At 66.3% G+C, this 14,741-nt stretch carries 13 protein-coding genes; 5 read left to right on the forward strand and 8 right to left on the reverse strand.

The genetic code is table 11. From position 1 onward, the window contains the following. Positions 1–20 precede the first annotated feature (20 nt). The 4 genes from A5645_RS02890 to A5645_RS02905 are packed head-to-tail and all read right to left on the reverse strand — an operon-like array spanning position 21 to position 1,626. A complete protein-coding gene (locus A5645_RS02890) occupies positions 21–446 on the reverse strand; it encodes a molybdenum cofactor biosynthesis protein MoaE (protein WP_065128417.1) in 426 nt (141 codons plus the stop codon). Beyond that, entirely contained in the window at positions 443–934 is a 492-nt protein-coding gene (locus A5645_RS02895) for a MogA/MoaB family molybdenum cofactor biosynthesis protein (protein WP_065128459.1), read from the reverse strand. Before A5645_RS02895 ends, A5645_RS02890 begins: the two co-directional genes overlap by 4 nt. Next, positions 919–1,422: a cyclic pyranopterin monophosphate synthase MoaC gene (moaC, locus tag A5645_RS02900; protein ID WP_065128418.1), complete on the reverse strand. Its 504-nt coding sequence runs from the start codon at positions 1,420–1,422 to the stop codon at positions 919–921. The genes A5645_RS02895 and moaC overlap by 16 nt, the downstream gene beginning before the upstream one ends. A 9-nt stretch (positions 1,423–1,431) precedes the next feature. Further along, complete coding sequence (locus A5645_RS02905) at positions 1,432–1,626, reverse strand: hypothetical protein (RefSeq protein ID WP_065037435.1); 195 nt, start codon at positions 1,624–1,626, stop codon at positions 1,432–1,434. 63 nt (positions 1,627–1,689) lie between these two features. Between A5645_RS02905 and A5645_RS02910 the strand changes: the two genes are divergently transcribed. Both A5645_RS02910 and A5645_RS02915 read left to right on the forward strand, forming a co-directional pair. Then, a complete protein-coding gene (locus tag A5645_RS02910; RefSeq protein WP_065128419.1) occupies positions 1,690–3,945 on the forward strand; it encodes a helicase-associated domain-containing protein in 2,256 nt (751 codons plus the stop codon). Positions 3,946–3,961: 16 nt separating this feature from the next. Further along, positions 3,962–5,611, forward strand: coding sequence for a DNA repair helicase XPB (locus A5645_RS02915; protein ID WP_065128460.1), 1,650 nt, complete (start codon positions 3,962–3,964; stop codon positions 5,609–5,611). Positions 5,612–5,627: 16 nt separating this feature from the next. Here A5645_RS02915 and A5645_RS02920 read toward each other — a convergent pair whose 3' ends face one another. Together A5645_RS02920 and A5645_RS02925 are read right to left on the reverse strand one after the other, a co-directional pair. Beyond that, positions 5,628–6,773 carry a thiolase family protein gene (locus tag A5645_RS02920; protein WP_065128420.1) on the reverse strand — a complete coding sequence of 382 codons (1,146 nt, stop codon included), beginning with the start codon at positions 6,771–6,773 and terminating at the stop codon, positions 5,628–5,630. A gap of 1 nt (position 6,774) precedes the next feature. Continuing rightward, positions 6,775–7,200: a Zn-ribbon domain-containing OB-fold protein gene (locus A5645_RS02925; protein WP_065037432.1), complete on the reverse strand. Its 426-nt coding sequence runs from the start codon at positions 7,198–7,200 to the stop codon at positions 6,775–6,777. A gap of 148 nt (positions 7,201–7,348) precedes the next feature. On the opposite strand from A5645_RS02925, the gene A5645_RS29015 reads away from it, so the two are divergent. After that, positions 7,349–9,250, forward strand: a complete 1,902-nt coding sequence (locus tag A5645_RS29015; RefSeq protein WP_065128421.1) for a serine/threonine-protein kinase — start codon at positions 7,349–7,351, stop codon at positions 9,248–9,250. Here A5645_RS29015 and A5645_RS02935 read toward each other — a convergent pair. After that, a complete protein-coding gene (locus tag A5645_RS02935) occupies positions 9,247–10,230 on the reverse strand; it encodes an LLM class F420-dependent oxidoreductase (RefSeq protein ID WP_065128422.1) in 984 nt (327 codons plus the stop codon). The two genes, A5645_RS29015 and A5645_RS02935, sit on opposite strands and share 4 nt — an antisense overlap. 118 nt (positions 10,231–10,348) lie before the next feature. On the opposite strand from A5645_RS02935, the gene A5645_RS02940 reads away from it, so the two are divergent. Beyond that, complete coding sequence (locus A5645_RS02940; protein ID WP_065128423.1) at positions 10,349–11,551, forward strand: FAD-dependent monooxygenase; 1,203 nt, start codon at positions 10,349–10,351, stop codon at positions 11,549–11,551. 50 nt (positions 11,552–11,601) lie between these two features. After that, positions 11,602–12,462 carry an LLM class F420-dependent oxidoreductase gene (locus A5645_RS02945; RefSeq protein ID WP_065128424.1) on the forward strand — a complete coding sequence of 287 codons (861 nt, stop codon included), beginning with the start codon at positions 11,602–11,604 and terminating at the stop codon, positions 12,460–12,462. A gap of 133 nt (positions 12,463–12,595) precedes the next feature. On the opposite strand, the gene A5645_RS02950 is transcribed toward A5645_RS02945, so the two are convergent. Continuing rightward, on the reverse strand, positions 12,596–14,740 hold the full coding sequence (locus A5645_RS02950; protein WP_065128425.1) for a 3-hydroxyacyl-CoA dehydrogenase NAD-binding domain-containing protein: 2,145 nt from the start codon (positions 14,738–14,740) through the stop codon (positions 12,596–12,598). Position 14,741 lies beyond the last annotated feature (1 nt).

The following is a 14,741-nucleotide window of genomic DNA, read 5'->3' on the forward strand; positions in this document are numbered from 1 at the left end:
GCGGCCTGAGCCCAGCCGGTTCAGGCCGAACCCACCCACTCCTCGCCGCCGTCATCGAAGAACTGGTGCTTCCACACCGGTAGTCGTTCCTTGATGGTGTCCACCAGCTCCGCGCAGGTGCTGAAGGCCGCCTTTCGATGGTCTGCGGCGACCGCGGCCACCAACGCGGCCTCCCCGATGTGCAGCACCCCGATACGGTGGCTGGCCGCGACCGCGCGCACACCGCTGGCACGCTCGGCAACGTCGGCGACCACCTCGGCGAACACTTGCTGAGCCGACGGGTGCGCGGAGTACTCGAGCCGCACCACCTGCCGTCCGTCGTCGTGGTCGCGGATCATGCCGACGAAGCCGACGACGGCACCCGCGGACTGGTGGCCGACCAGGGCCTCATGTTCGGCGAGCGAGATCGGCTGCTCGGTCACTGCGGCGCGCAGGACCAGCGTCATCGTCGGTGATCTTTGCCGGCGAGCTGATCCAGCGCGTGGTGGAGCACCTCGGCGAGCACCCCGAGGCCGTCCCGAACGCCGCCGGGTGAACCCGGCAGGTTGATGATCAACGTTTGGCCCGCCACCCCGCACACCCCGCGCGACAACGCGGACGTCGGCACCTTCGACTCGCCCGCGCGCCGGATGGCATCGGCCAGCCCGGGAATGACGAAATCCAGCACGGCCACAGTCTGTTCCGGGGTGCTGTCGGTGGGCGAGATGCCGGTGCCGCCGGAGGTGATCACCAACTCGACACCGTCGTCGAGGGCGTCGTTCAACGCCTCGCCGACCGGGTTGCCGTCGGCGACCACCTGAGGCTGAACGGGCAGAAATCCCTGCTGCTCCAGCCATGCCGCGATGATCGGCCCGGTTTCGTCGGCGTAGGTACCACTGGCGGCTCGGGTGCTGGCGATGATGACCCGCGCGGTGCGGCTCACGGCCGCGCCCAGCTTCCGCTGCGGCCGCCTTCTTTGCGGAGCACCCGGATTTCGTCGATACGCGCGGCCGGGTCGACCGCCTTGATCATGTCGTACAGGGTCAGGGCCGCCACACTCACCGCGGTCAACGCCTCCATCTCCACCCCCGTTCGGTCGGTGCTGCGCACCATAGCAGTGATGTCGATCTCCGCTTTGCCGACGGTGAAATCTACATCTACACCGGTGAGGGCCAGCTGATGGCACAAGGGGATCAGGTCACTGGTGCGCTTGGCGGCCAGAATGCCCGCTACCCGGGCGGTGGCCAGCGCATCGCCCTTGGGCAGACCACCACTGGAGATCAGGCCCACCACCTCCGCAGAGGTGCGCAAGACCCCGGCCGCCACGGCGGTACGTCGCGTCGTTCCCTTTTCGGTGACGTCGACCATGTGCGCTGCCCCTCGCTCGTCGAGGTGAGACAGCGCGTTCACCGGGGCTTCAGACGGCCCCGCCGCCCCGGACATGCCGATGACCTACCAGGTCGCGTCGGTCACCGGATGGACATAGGGCAGCTCGTCGACGGGCACCGGGAACACCACTTCACCAAAGGGTGAGAGCGCACCGGTGCGGTCTGTGACGAGTTCGCTCACCGCGTGGTCGTCCGGGTCGGTGGTCGGCCAGCCGTTGTCCACGTACTTTGCTTTGCCTCTGTCAGCCACGCGCTCCATTCTGACAGGTCGTCGCACCGTCTGCGGCGGAAGGCTGCCCCTCGCGCCTAGGCTTGATCAGCAATGACCGAACATTCCCCGGATATTCCGCTGGGGTCCTGGCTGGCCGACTTGCCCGACGAGCGGCTGATCCTGCTGCTGGAGCTGCGACCGGACCTCGCTCAGCCGCCGCCCGGCAGCATCGCGGCGCTGGCCGCGCGCGCTCAGGCGCGTCAGTCGGTCAAGGCTGCCACCGACGATCTCGATTTCCTGCGGCTGGCTGTGCTCGACGCGCTACTGGTTCTGCAGGCCGACGCCGAACCGGTGCCGGTCTCGAAGTTGCTGACGTTGCTCGGGGATCACGCAGCCGAAGACGACGTGGCCGCGGCGCTGGACGACCTTCGGGACCGTGCGCTGGCGTGGGGCGAGAACACCGTGCGCGTGGCCGCCGACGCGGGTACGGCCCTGCCGTGGCACCCCGGCCAGGTCACGCTCGAGGACCGCACCCATACCGGGGATGAGATCGCCGCCCTGATCGCATCGGTCGACGATGCGCAACGCGAGGTCCTCGAGAAGCTGCTCGAAGGGTCGCCGATGGGACGCACCCGCGATGCGGCGCCTGGGGCTCCGCCGGACCGGCCGGTACCCCGGTTGCTGGCGACGGGCCTGCTGCGACGCATCGATGCCGAGACGGTGATCCTGCCGCGCCACGTGGCGCAGGTGTTGCGCGGTGAGAGTCCGGGCCCGATGCGGCTCACCCAGCCAGACCCGACCGTCTCGAAAACCAAAGTCGCCGACGTCGACGCGGCGGCCGCCGGAGCGGTCATCGATCTGCTGCGCGAGGTCGACGTGCTGCTCGAAAACCTGGGTACCGCACCGGTTGCCGAGCTGCGCAGCGGCGGCTTGGGGGTTCGCGATCTCAAACGACTCGCGAAGACGACCGGAATCGACGAGCCACGCCTCGGGCTGGTGCTGGAACTCTCGGCCGCGGCGGGACTGATCGCCAGCGGCCTCCCGGACCCCGAACCCTCGCACGGTGACGGGCCGTACTGGGCGCCGACGACCACGGCCGACCGGTTCACCACGCTCGGCGCCGCCGACCGCTGGTACCTGCTGGCCAGCACCTGGCTGGAGCTGCCGGGCCGGCCCGCGCTGATCGGAAGCAGAGGCCCCGACGCCAAACCGTATGGCGCCCTGTCGGATTCGCTGTTCTCCACCGCCGCACCGTTGGACCGGCGGCTGTTGCTGGGCATGCTGGCCGCACTGCCGCCGGGCGCCGGGGTCGACGCGAACAGCGCGTCGGCAGCTTTGATCTGGCGCCGCCCGCGCTGGGCCCGTCGGCTGCAGCCCGACCCGATGGCCGATCTGCTCGCCGAAAGCCACGCGCTGGGCCTGGTGGGGCGCGGAGCGATCAGCACGCCCGGTCGCGCCCTGCTCGCAGACGACGCCAATCCCGGTGCCGTCGTCGACGCGATGACGCGTGCGTTGCCCGAACCGATCGACCACTTCCTGGTCCAAGCCGACCTCACCGTTGTGGTGCCGGGGCCGCTGGAGCGTGACCTCGCCGATGAATTGGCAGCCGTCGCCACCGTCGAATCCGCCGGCGCGGCAATGGTTTACCGGGTCAGCGAGCAGTCGATCCGGCATGCACTCGACATCGGCAAGACCCGCGATTGGATGCACGCGTTCTTTGCCCATCACTCGAAAACTCCAGTGCCGCAAGGACTCACCTACCTGATTGACGACGTGGCCCGCCGCCACGGCCAGCTGCGCATCGGCATGGCCGCATCGTTTGTGCGCTGTGAGGATCCGGCGCTGCTGGCTCAGGCGATAGCGGCACCGGCGGCCGAAGGGCTGCATTTGCGGGCGCTGGCGCCGACCGTGGCGGTCTCGCCGGCCCCGATCGCCGATGTATTGGTGGCGTTGCGTTCGGCGGGGTTCGCGCCCGCCGCCGAGGATTCCACCGGAGCGATCGTGGACATGCGCAGCCGCGGCGCCCGGGTGCCCGTGCCTCAGCAACGCCGGCCGTACCGGCCCGCGCAGCGGCCCAGCGCCGAGACGCTGCACGCCGTGGTCGCGGTGTTGCGCAAGGTGACCGCGGCGCCGTTCGGGAATAACCGCGTGGACCCGGCGGTTGCAATGTCGTTGCTGCAGCGAGCCGCCCAGGACCAGGAGACGGTGCTGATCGGATATCTGGACGCCGCGGGGGTGGCCACCCAGCGGGTGGTGGCTCCAGTCGTCGTCAAGGGCGGTCAGCTGGTGGCGTTTGATTCGGCTTCGGGGCGGATGCGTGATTTCGCGATCCACCGCATCACGTCGGTAATGGCGGCCGAGGACTAGTGGAGAGGAGTTGCAGGTGCCTGACGGGCCGTTGATCGTGCAGTCGGACAAGACCGTGCTGCTCGAGGTGGACCATGAACTGGCCGGTGCCGCGCGCGCCGCCATCGCGCCGTTCGCCGAGCTGGAGCGCGCGCCCGAGCATGTCCACACCTACCGCATCACGCCGCTGGCGCTGTGGAATGCGCGCGCCGCGGGCCACGACGCCGAACAGGTTGTGGACGCGCTGGTCAGCTTCTCCCGCTACGCTGTCCCGCAGCCGTTGCTGGTCGACATCGTCGACACCATGGCCCGTTACGGCCGCCTGCAATTGGTCAAGCATCCCGCGCACGGGCTGACATTGGTGAGCCTGGACCGCGCGGTGCTCGAGGAAGTGCTGCGCAACAAGAAGATCGCTCCGATGCTGGGTGCCCGCATTGACGACGACACCGTCGTGGTCCATCCCAGCGAGCGGGGCCGGGTCAAGCAGATGCTGCTCAAAATCAGTTGGCCCGCTGAGGACCTCGCCGGCTACGTGGACGGCGAGGCGCACCCGATCAGTCTGCAGCCCGACGGCTGGGAACTACGCGACTACCAGCAGCTGGCCACCGAGTCGTTCTGGGCGGGTGGTTCGGGCGTGGTGGTGCTCCCCTGCGGCGCCGGCAAGACGCTGGTCGGCGCGGCCGCGATGGCCAAAGCTCAAGCCACCACGCTGATCCTGGTCACCAACATCGTCGCCGCGCGGCAGTGGAAGCGTGAACTGGTGGCGCGTACTTCGCTGACCGAGGACGAGATCGGCGAATACTCCGGAGAGCGCAAGGAGATTCGACCCGTCACCATCTCGACGTACCAGATGGTCACTCGGCGCACCAAGGGCGAATACCGCCACCTGGAGCTCTTCGACAGCCGCGACTGGGGCCTGATCATCTACGACGAGGTTCACCTGTTGCCGGCGCCGGTGTTCCGGATGACCGCCGACCTGCAATCCAAACGGCGACTTGGGCTGACCGCCACGCTGATCCGCGAAGACGGCCGCGAGGGCGACGTCTTTTCGTTGATCGGACCGAAACGCTATGACGCGCCGTGGAAGGACATCGAGGCGCAGGGCTGGATCGCCCCGGCCGAGTGTGTGGAAGTACGCGTCACGATGACCGACAACGAGCGGATGATGTACGCCACCGCCGAGCCGGAGGAACGCTACCGGCTGTGCTCGACCGTGCACACCAAAATCGCTGTGGTCAAATCGATTCTGAAGAATCACCCGGGTGAACAGACGTTGGTGATCGGCGCGTACCTCGACCAGCTCGACGAGCTCGGCGCCGAGCTGGACGCGCCGGTGATTCAGGGCGCCACCAAGACCAAGGAACGCGAAGCGCTGTTCGATGCCTTCCGTCGGGGTGAGATCTCCACCCTGGTGGTCTCGAAGGTGGCCAACTTCTCCATTGACCTTCCGGAAGCCTCTGTAGCAGTTCAGGTTTCAGGAACCTTCGGCTCCCGGCAGGAGGAGGCCCAGCGGTTGGGCCGGCTATTGCGGCCCAAAGCCGACGGTGGCGGCGCCATCTTCTATTCGGTGGTGGCGCGCGACAGCCTCGACGCCGAATACGCCGCGCACCGCCAGCGCTTCCTCGCCGAACAAGGCTACGGTTACATCATCCGCGACGCCGACGACCTACTGGGCCCGGCCATCTGATTGTGGCGAGCAGGAACTAGAGGGACAAGATCGTCGCCGACGCGGTGCCAGGTGCACCGTAGACCTGCGCCAAGCCGACCCGTGGGTTGCCCGGCACCTGACGTTCGCCGGCCTCGCCCCGCAGTTGCCGCACCAGCTCATGCATCTGCCGCAATCCGGAGGCGCCGATCGGCTCGCCATTGGCGATCAAACCACCGTCGGTGTTGACCGGCAGCGAGCCGTGAATCTCAGTGGCGCCGTCGGCAAGCAGCTTTTCCTGCTCACCGTCGGCACACAGGCCAGTCTCGGCCATGTGGATCACCTCGTTGCCGGCGTCGGTGTCCTGCAACTGCGCGACATCGACGTCCTCTGGCCCGATGCCCGCCGCCTCGTAGGCCGCCTTCGCGGCATAGACGGTCGGCGAGACGTCCTCGTCCAGTGGGGCGAAGGTGGCATGCACTTCGTAGGCGCCGTAACGGCGGGTGCGGATCTCGCAGGCACGCACGTACACCGGCTTGTCGGTGAACTTGTGCGCCATGTCGGCCCGGCACATGACGACCGCCGCGGCCCCTTCGTCGGGCGCACAGAACATGTACTGCGTCAGGGGATAGTTCAGCACGGCTGAGTTTAGGATCTCTTCCTCGGAAATCGCTTTGCGCCGGAAGGCATTCGGGTTCAGCGCACCATTGCGGAAGTTCTTGGCCGCCACCTTGGCCAGGGTGGCCTGGGAGATGTTGTGGTCGTGCAGATACTTGTTGGCCTTCATGCCGAAGAACTTGGTCGTGACGAACTGGCCGTTCTCGGCATACCACTGCGGCAGCGCCAACTTGGCGGGGTCGTCGGTGAACGCACCGCGCGGGTGCTTGTCCAGACCGATCGCAATGCCGAGATCGTACTTGCCCAGCCGGATCGTGTCCGCCGTCTGCTGGATGGCGCTGGCGGCGGTGGCACAGGCATTGAACACGTTGGTGAACGTGATGCCCGTCAACCCGACCAGGCGGGTCACGGCGTCGGGGTTGGACACCTCGTGGCTGCCGCCGAAGCCGAACTGGATGTCCTTCCACTGGACTCCGGCGTCGGTCAGCGCGGCCTGGATCGCCTCTGCGCCCATTTGCATCGCGGTCTTTTCGAACCGACCGAACGGGTGCAGTCCGACGCCGATGATCGCCACATCATTGGTCATCTCACGCCCCCTCGGAGACCGGTTCGAAGGCGAAGGTCAAGATCTCGTTGCCTTCTTCGTCGGTGGTCAGCGGGATGAACGTCAGGTCCACCTGTTGGCCGAATTGCAGCTTGGCCGGGTCGTTCTCGGTAAGGCGGCCTTCGACGCGGATGATGTCACCCAGCTGGACCAGGCCGACCCCGAACGGGACGAAGGCCTTGCCCGTCGGGCCGGCATAGGGGGCGCCCGGCGGAAATCCCTGGGTTGTCCATGCCACCAGACTGCCGCGCCGCGGCAATAGCACCTCACTCATCTCTCCGAGGCTGCAGCGCGGACACCACTGCTGTACCGGGAACGTCGTGGCCCCACAACTGCCGCAGCGACTACCGATGAGCTGCGGGTTCTCGTCCGGCCAGGTCGAGATATCGGGGGCAAGTACCTTCTGCATCGAGGTCCTCCATCGGGCACGAGAAAAGTGCGACTCACCAAACGGTACAACAGCGTTCCAGAAAAGCGGAAATTGCATTCTCGCTCCTGATTGCGGGTCCGTGACGTACATAGGGTCCTGCCCTATTGAGAGCAATTACGATTTGGCCATGTCCCTCAAGGTTGGCCAGGTGTTCGCCGGATACACGATCCTGCGGATACTGGGTGCCGGCGGCATGGGCCGGGTGTATTTGGCGACGCACCCACGGCTGCCGCGTGACGACGCACTGAAGGTGCTGCCCGCGGAGTTCACCGACGATCCCGAATACCGGGCCCGGTTCGCCCGCGAAGCCGACCTGGCGGCGGGCCTTTCCCACCCGCATATCGTGCGCATCTACGACCGCGGTGAGAATGACAGCCTGCTGTGGATTTCGATGGACTACGTGGCCGGCACCGACGTCGCCAATCTGCTGGCCGAGCGTTATCAGGGCGGCATGCCCGTCGACGAAGTGGTTTCGACCATCAGCGCCGTCGCCTCGGCGCTGGATTACGCCCATCACCGTGGCCTGCTGCACCGCGACGTCAAACCTGCCAACATCCTGCTCACCCATCCAGACGGCGGGCAGGACCGACGCATCTATCTGGCCGATTTCGGCATCGCGCGACGCATGGACGACGGGACGGGTATCACTGCAGCCGATGTGGCCGTGGGCACGGTTGCCTACGCCGCTCCCGAGCAACTCAAGGGCGGGCCGATCGATGGGCGCGCTGACCAATACGCGTTGGCCTGCACCGCTTTTCACCTGCTGACCGGCGCTCCGCCATTCGACCACACCAATCCCACAGTGGTGATCACCCAGCACATCGGCACCCCGCCGCCCTCGATCGGCGACCGTCGCCCCGAACTCGCCGGACTGAACCCCGTGTTTGCCAGAGCATTGGCAAAGGAACCGTCCGACCGGTTCGCGAACTGCGGCGAGTTCGCGTTGGCACTGAGCAAGCACCTCACCCCATATCAGTACGACACTCCAATTGCGTTGCACGCCCAGCACACTCAGCCCTCAATCCCCCTGCCGGAGCCGACCCACGAGCCCCGGAGGGGCTGGGCTCAGCGGCCCGCGGTTCTGATCGGCGCACTCGTCGCCGTAGCGTTGCTGCTGGTCGGCGCGGTATTCGCCGGCGTCAAACTCACCCAATCCTCGCGCCAGCCCACCAGCCCCGCCGCGCCCCAACCGGCCACCCCCGGGCCGTCCAAATCGTCGGCCGCGCCGGCGGGTCCGTTCACCGGTACCTATCGCGCCGACTTCGGGCCCCTCACCGATCTAGACGGCAACCAGGCTCCCGATGCCGAGCCGTCTACCGGCACCTACGCCGTGCGGTCGGTGTGCGGAGGGACTGGGTGCGTGGCGACGGCATCGCGACTGAAGGGTGAACCGCACTTCGCCTCGACCATGGTGTTCGACCAGGTCGGCGGAATCTGGCTGGCAGTGGCGCTTTCGGCGAGTCCGTGCAGGAACAGCACCGGGGAGATCTGGGAGGTGTTCCGGCTGCAAGCCCGTCCGGACGGCACGCTGAGCGGCGAGCAAACGCGCACCGCCCGCAACAACTGCCAGGAAAAGCGGACCGTGACATTCACCCGGACGGGCGACGTCGCCCCCGGTCTCCCTGATCCGGCCACCCTGCCACCGCGGGTGATATCGGTGGCGGAGGGACTGCGGGGTCATTACCAGCTGACGCGGAAATTCGTCGGCGGCGACCCCCAGCAGATGGGCAGCTCCGAGATCATCACGAATTGTCTGCGCACCGGCGATCGATGCATGAGCTACTTCCACGTCAAAACCGGCGACGTGCCACTGATTTTCGCCGCTGGTATGTGGACATGGGTCGACACGAACAGCGGCAAGTGCCCGGACGGCAGTCCCGCCACGCTCAAAGCCAACGCCCAGTTTCCGCTGCCGCAACCGGTGCAGGACCCGGTACCGACTCTTAACGGGAACGGGCACTGGACGCAGACGGGGTCGTGTGCGGTGGATATCGACTTCAGCGAAGTGTTCACGCGCACCGGCGATTAACTCAGTGCGGGAATCACTTCCCGTTCAAACAACTCGATACCGGAGCGGTCGTAGGCGGCCTCGGGGAAGTAGCAGATCGCGTATTCGCAGCCAAGCTCGCGGATCTTGGTCAGCCGTTGGATGACCTGCTCCGGAGTGCCTGTCGCCGAGTCCGGGATACCCGCGACCATGGATTCCGCCACAGCCTCGGGCACATAACCGGACATCCGGTCGCGCACCCGCTGCTGCCGGTCCTTGACCTCCGCTTCCGACGTACCCACGATGGCGGTGAAGTTGGCTGACCGCACGATGGCGTCGAAGTCGGTGCCGACGTTGCGGCAGTGCTCGGCAAGCACTTCGGATTTGTGGGCGAATGCCTCGGGTTCAGGGGTGAAGTTGGTGCACTGCGCGTACTGCGCGGCGATCCGCAACGTGACCTTCTCGCCGCCACCGGCGATCCACAGCGGAATGCCGTTTTCTTGCAACGGCTTCGGGGACACGATCGCGCCATCGACCTGGTAGTGCTTGCCGTCGAAGCTGACTTTGCCGTCGCGCCAGGCGTCCCGCATGATCTGTACGCCTTCGTCGAGCCGGGCCAGCCGCACACCTGCGGACGGGAATCCGTAGCCGTAGGCCCGCCATTCGTGTTCGTACCAGCCGCCGCCGATGCCCATCTGCACGCGGCCGCCGGAGATGATGTCGGTGGTGGCCGCGACCTTGGCCAGATAGACCGGGTTGCGGTAGCTCATGGCGGTGCACATCTGGCCCAGCTTGATCCGCGAGGTGACGGCGGCATAGGCCGCCATCAACGACCACGCCTCGTGCGTCGCTTCGTCGCTCGGCAGCGGCACGGTGTGGAAGTGGTCGTAGACCCAGAGGGAATCCCAGGCGCCGCCATCGGCGTACGTGGCCAGATCGCGCATCACCGCCCAGTGCCGCTCGGGTTCGATGCCGACGAGGTCCATTCGCCAGCCTTGCGGGATGAAGAGACCAAAGCGCATGCGGTGACTTTAGCCCGGCGACGATGCGGGCCGGTACGGGCCGCTGAGGAGCCGGGCAGCCGGGCAACGACGCACCGGCCAACACCTATCCTTGACAGACGCGAAGTAAGGGGTCGCAGTGCGCGTTCTGATCTCCGGGGCCAGCATCTCCGGGCCAGTGCTCGCCTACTGGCTCAACCGGTACGGCTTCGAGGTCACCGTCGTGGAGCGCGCGCCGACACTGCGCAAGACCGGCGGCCACGCGGTCGACCTGTTTCGGCCGGCGATGGAAATCTCGGAGAAGATGGGCGTGCTCCCCCAGATCGAGACGTTGGCCACGGGCACATCGCGCTTGACCATCCACCCCCAGGGCGCCAAGCGCCCCGTCGCCGTCGACGTCTCGAAGCTCGTCGCGGCCGCCTCGGATCGGCACGTCGAGATCATGCGCGACGACCTCAGCGAGGCGTACTACGGCGCCGGGCGGGACCACGTCGAGTACCTGTTCGGAGACTCGATCACCGCCATCTCTCCCGACGGCGAGGTGACATTCCAACATGAGGCCCGGCGGAGCTTCGATGTCATCGTTGGTGCCGACGGATTGCACTCCAATGTGCGACGACTTGTCTTCGGCACAGACGTGGGTCGCACTCGATTCCTCGGTGGCTACCTGGCCGTCCACTCGGCGCCGAAAGACCTCGCGCAAGACGGAGAATCGACCGCGCATTTCGGACCGGGGCGCATGGCGATGATCTACACAGCCAAACCGCTGGACGATGCGCGGGTGGTTTATCTGTTCGGCAGCAAGGCCGAACTTCAATACCACTATCGAGATGTGCTGCGGCAGAAGGACTTGCTGCGGCAGCGATTCGCCGGGATGCACCCCGAAGTGGGCGTTTGGCTGGGCGAAGTCGACCGCACCCCGGCTTTCTACTTCGACTCGATCACCCAGTTACAACTAGACACCTGGTCGCGTGGCCGGGTGACGCTGGTCGGGGACGCAGGATATTGCCCGGGGCCCGCCGTCGGCGGCAGCACCAGCTTGTCGGTCTTCGGCGCCTACGTCCTCGCCGGTGAAATGGCTCAGGCCCGCGGCGATTACACGCGTGCATTCGCCGAATACGAGCGGCAGCTGGCCGATCCGGTGCGGCGTAGCCGGGCCTTCGCGCGAGTCACTGCCAAACGTCTGATTCCAGACTCGACAAGAGGCATGTGGGTTCTGACGCGCGCGGCACAGTTGATGTCGGTGCTACCCACCGGCGTCACCCGGGCAATCACCAGGTTGAACTCCAAGGGCGTGCGGGTATTCGACTCGATGCAGTTCAAGGATTACTCGCGCGACTGACGGCGTTTCGCAAAGTGGTCCCAAAGCATCGAACGAGAGGAAAGATCTGCATGGAGCTCACTGGTATCGGCGTGTGGAGTGGCCAGCTACGCTACAACGACGCATCCGAAGCCGCCGATGCCGCAGCCGAATTGGACGAACTCGGTTACACCGCCCTGTGGATTCCCGATGTGGGTGGGCGGTCGGTGCTCGACGCCGTGGGCAACCTGCTCGGCGCGACGAAGCGTGCCGTTATCGCCACCGGCATCCTGAACCTCTGGATGCACGAACCGCAGGACGTGGCGGCCGAGTTCGCCGCACTGACCGATCGGCACGGTGATCGATTCCTGCTCGGCATCGGAGTCAGCCATGCACCGCTGATCGACTCCCGCGAGCCCGGCCGGTACCGCAAACCGCTCGCGGCCACGGCGTCATTTCTGGACGGATTGGACGCCGCCGAGCGGCCGGTACCGACCGAGAGCCGGGTGCTGGCGGCGCTGGGCCCAAAGATGTTGCAACTGTCGGCGACCCGCGCCCGCGGCGCCCACCCCTACCTCGTCACCACGGAGCACACCGCCTCGGCCCGAGAGACATTGGGCGAGGGCCCATTGCTGCTGCCCGAGCAGACCGCCATCCTCACCGATGACGCCGACGAAGCGCGCCGCATCGGAACTGACTGGCTGCGTTCTTATTTGGCCTTGCCCAACTACGCCAACAACCTGTTGCGCAGCGGTTTCACCGAAGACGATGTGCAGCAGGTGAGCCAGCGTCTCTTCGACGCGATCATCGCATGGGGCGACGAGGGCGCGATCCTGCGCAGGGTCGCCGAGCATCACGAAGCCGGCGCCGACCATGTCTGCGTTCAGGTGCTCACCGAGGACCCGAAACAGTTTCCGCGCGAGCAATGGCGGCGCATCGCCGCCGCTTGGTAACCGGGGATTGGCAACAGGCAACGCAAAAGCCCCCGAAACCACGCTGTTTCGGGGGCTATTGCGTAACGCCGAACAGACGCGTACGCACCTCATTTCGGCACGAAATGGGGGCTTTCGCGTCTGCTCGCGCTCGCTACGTGAGTGAGTCCGGGGGCAGGAATCGGTCGCCGTACTTCTCGGCCAGCTCCTGGGCCCGGGCCACGAAGGCTTCCTTACCCCTGCCGAGCGGTCCCTCGTAGCCCACGATGAACTGCGCGCTACCTCCGGTCCACGGCGGGAAACCGATGCCCATGATGGAACCGATATTGGCGTCGGCCGTCGACGTGAGTACGCCTTCGTCCAGGCACTTCTGCGTCTCGAGCGCCTCGGCGAACAGCATCCGGTCGATCATGTCCTGCAACGGCGGCTCGGACGAACCGGACTTGAACGCCTCCCGCAGGCCCGGCCACAACCCGGACCGCTTGCCGTCGGGGTATTCGTAGAAGCCGGCGCCCTTCAAGCGTCCTGACCGGCCGAGCTCAATCATCTTCTCCACCACGGCTTCTGCCGGATGCGGCTCGTAGGTTCCGCCGGCCTCCTCGACACCCTTGCGGGTAGCGACGGCGATCTTGTGCATCAGCTCCAGGTTGAGCTCATCGGACAGCTGCAGCGGCGGTGCGGGGTAACCGGCCTGCGAACCGGCCTGCTCGATGCTGGCCGGTTCCACACCCTCGCCGAGCATCGCCAGCGCTTCGTTGACGAAGGTGCCGATGACCCGCGAGGTGAAGAAACCGCGGCTGTCGTTGACCACGATCGGGGTCTTGCCGATGGCCAGGGTGTAGTCGAACACCCGGGCCAGCGCCTCGTCAGATGTCTTCTCGCCCTTGATGATTTCCACTAGCGGCATCTTGTCGACCGGGGAGAAGAAGTGGATCCCGATGAAGTCCTCCTGCCGCTTGACCCCGGTCGCCAGACCGGTGATCGGCAAGGTGGAAGTGTTGGATCCCAGCACCGCGTTGGGCTCGACGACGTCCTCGATCTCCTGGAACACCTTGTGCTTGAGTTCCTGGTTCTCGAACACCGCCTCGATGACGAAGTCGACGCCCTTGAGGTCAGCCGGATCAGCCGTCGGGGTGATACGCCCCAGCAGGGCGTCACTCTTCTCCTGCGTGGTGCGACCCCGCTCCAGCGCTTTGGCTTCGAGCTTTTCGGAGTAGCCCTTGCCCTTCTGAGCCGCTTCGATCGAAACATCCTTGAGCACCACGTCGTAACCCGCCTTGGCGGAGACGTACGCGATGCCCGCGCCCATCATGCCGGCGCCGAGCACACCGATCTTGTTGATCTTCACCGGCTCGATGCCCTCGGGCCGCGATCCACCGTTGTTGATGGTCTGCAGGTCGAAGAAGAACGCCTGGATCATGTTCTTCGAGACCTGGCCGGTGACCAGCGTGGTGAAGTAACGGCTTTCGATGCGGCTGGCAGTGTCGAAGTCGACCTGTGCGCCCTCCACCGCAGCCGACAGGATGGCCTTCGGCGCCGGCATCGGCGCGCCCTTGATCTGCTTGCGCAGCAAGGCGGGGAACGACGGCAGGATCGACGCCAGAGCCGGCGACGACGGGGTCCCGCCAGGCATCTTGTAGCCCTTCTTGTCCCACGGCTGCTCGTGCGCGTCCGGGTTGGCCTTGATCCAAGCCTTGGCGGCGGGAACCAATTCCTCAACGGTGGGCAGCAATTCGTCGATCAGGCCCAGTTCCTTGGCCTTGGCCGGCTTGAACCGGGTGCCCTGCGACAGGATGTTTACGAACGCGTTCTGGATGCCGAACATGCGCACCGAGCGGGTGACCCCACCGGCGCCGGGCAGCAGGCCCAGCGTCGCCTCGGGGAAGCCGAACTGCGACCCCTTCACGTCGGCGGCGATGCGGTGATGGCACGCCAGCGCGATCTCTAGGCCACCACCGAGCGCGGCGCCGTTGAGGGCGGCCACCACCGGCTTGCCCAGAGTCTCTAGGGTGCGCAGCTGCTTCTTGACGTTCTCGACCAGATCGAATGCCTCACCAGCGTTTTCCGGCCCGATCTGGATCATGCTCTTGACGTCACCGCCGGCGAAGAAGGTCTTCTTGGCGCTGGTGATCACCACACCGGTGATCGAATCCTTCTCGGCGACAAGACGATCGACGGCCTTGCCCATCGACTCGATATAGGCCTCGTTCATGACGTTCGCCGACCCGGACGGGTCGTCCAACGTCAGCGTGACGATACCGTCGTCGTCCTTGTCCCACTGAATGGTGTTGTCGGCCATT

Origin of the sequence: Mycobacterium asiaticum, from assembly GCF_001673635.1 — a bacterium.
Classification (GTDB): Bacteria; Actinomycetota; Actinomycetes; order Mycobacteriales; family Mycobacteriaceae; genus Mycobacterium; species Mycobacterium asiaticum_C.

What these genes read in the sequence shown, in the direction of transcription:
- A5645_RS02950 (WP_065128425.1), bottom strand. Translation starts at nt 14,740, where the DNA reads ATGGCCGACAACACCATTCAGTGGGACAAGGACGACGACGGTATCGTC.
- A5645_RS02890 (WP_065128417.1), bottom strand. Translation starts at nt 446, where the DNA reads ATGACGCTGGTCCTGCGCGCCGCAGTGACCGAGCAGCCGATCTCGCTC.
- A5645_RS29015 (WP_065128421.1), top strand. Translation starts at nt 7,349, where the DNA reads ATGTCCCTCAAGGTTGGCCAGGTGTTCGCCGGATACACGATCCTGCGG.
- A5645_RS02925 (WP_065037432.1), bottom strand. Translation starts at nt 7,200, where the DNA reads ATGCAGAAGGTACTTGCCCCCGATATCTCGACCTGGCCGGACGAGAAC.
- moaC (WP_065128418.1), bottom strand. Translation starts at nt 1,422, where the DNA reads ATGTCCGGGGCGGCGGGGCCGTCTGAAGCCCCGGTGAACGCGCTGTCT.
- A5645_RS02910 (WP_065128419.1), top strand. Translation starts at nt 1,690, where the DNA reads ATGACCGAACATTCCCCGGATATTCCGCTGGGGTCCTGGCTGGCCGAC.
- A5645_RS02945 (WP_065128424.1), top strand. Translation starts at nt 11,602, where the DNA reads ATGGAGCTCACTGGTATCGGCGTGTGGAGTGGCCAGCTACGCTACAAC.
- A5645_RS02905 (WP_065037435.1), bottom strand. Translation starts at nt 1,626, where the DNA reads ATGGAGCGCGTGGCTGACAGAGGCAAAGCAAAGTACGTGGACAACGGC.
- A5645_RS02920 (WP_065128420.1), bottom strand. Translation starts at nt 6,773, where the DNA reads ATGACCAATGATGTGGCGATCATCGGCGTCGGACTGCACCCGTTCGGT.
- A5645_RS02935 (WP_065128422.1), bottom strand. Translation starts at nt 10,230, where the DNA reads ATGCGCTTTGGTCTCTTCATCCCGCAAGGCTGGCGAATGGACCTCGTC.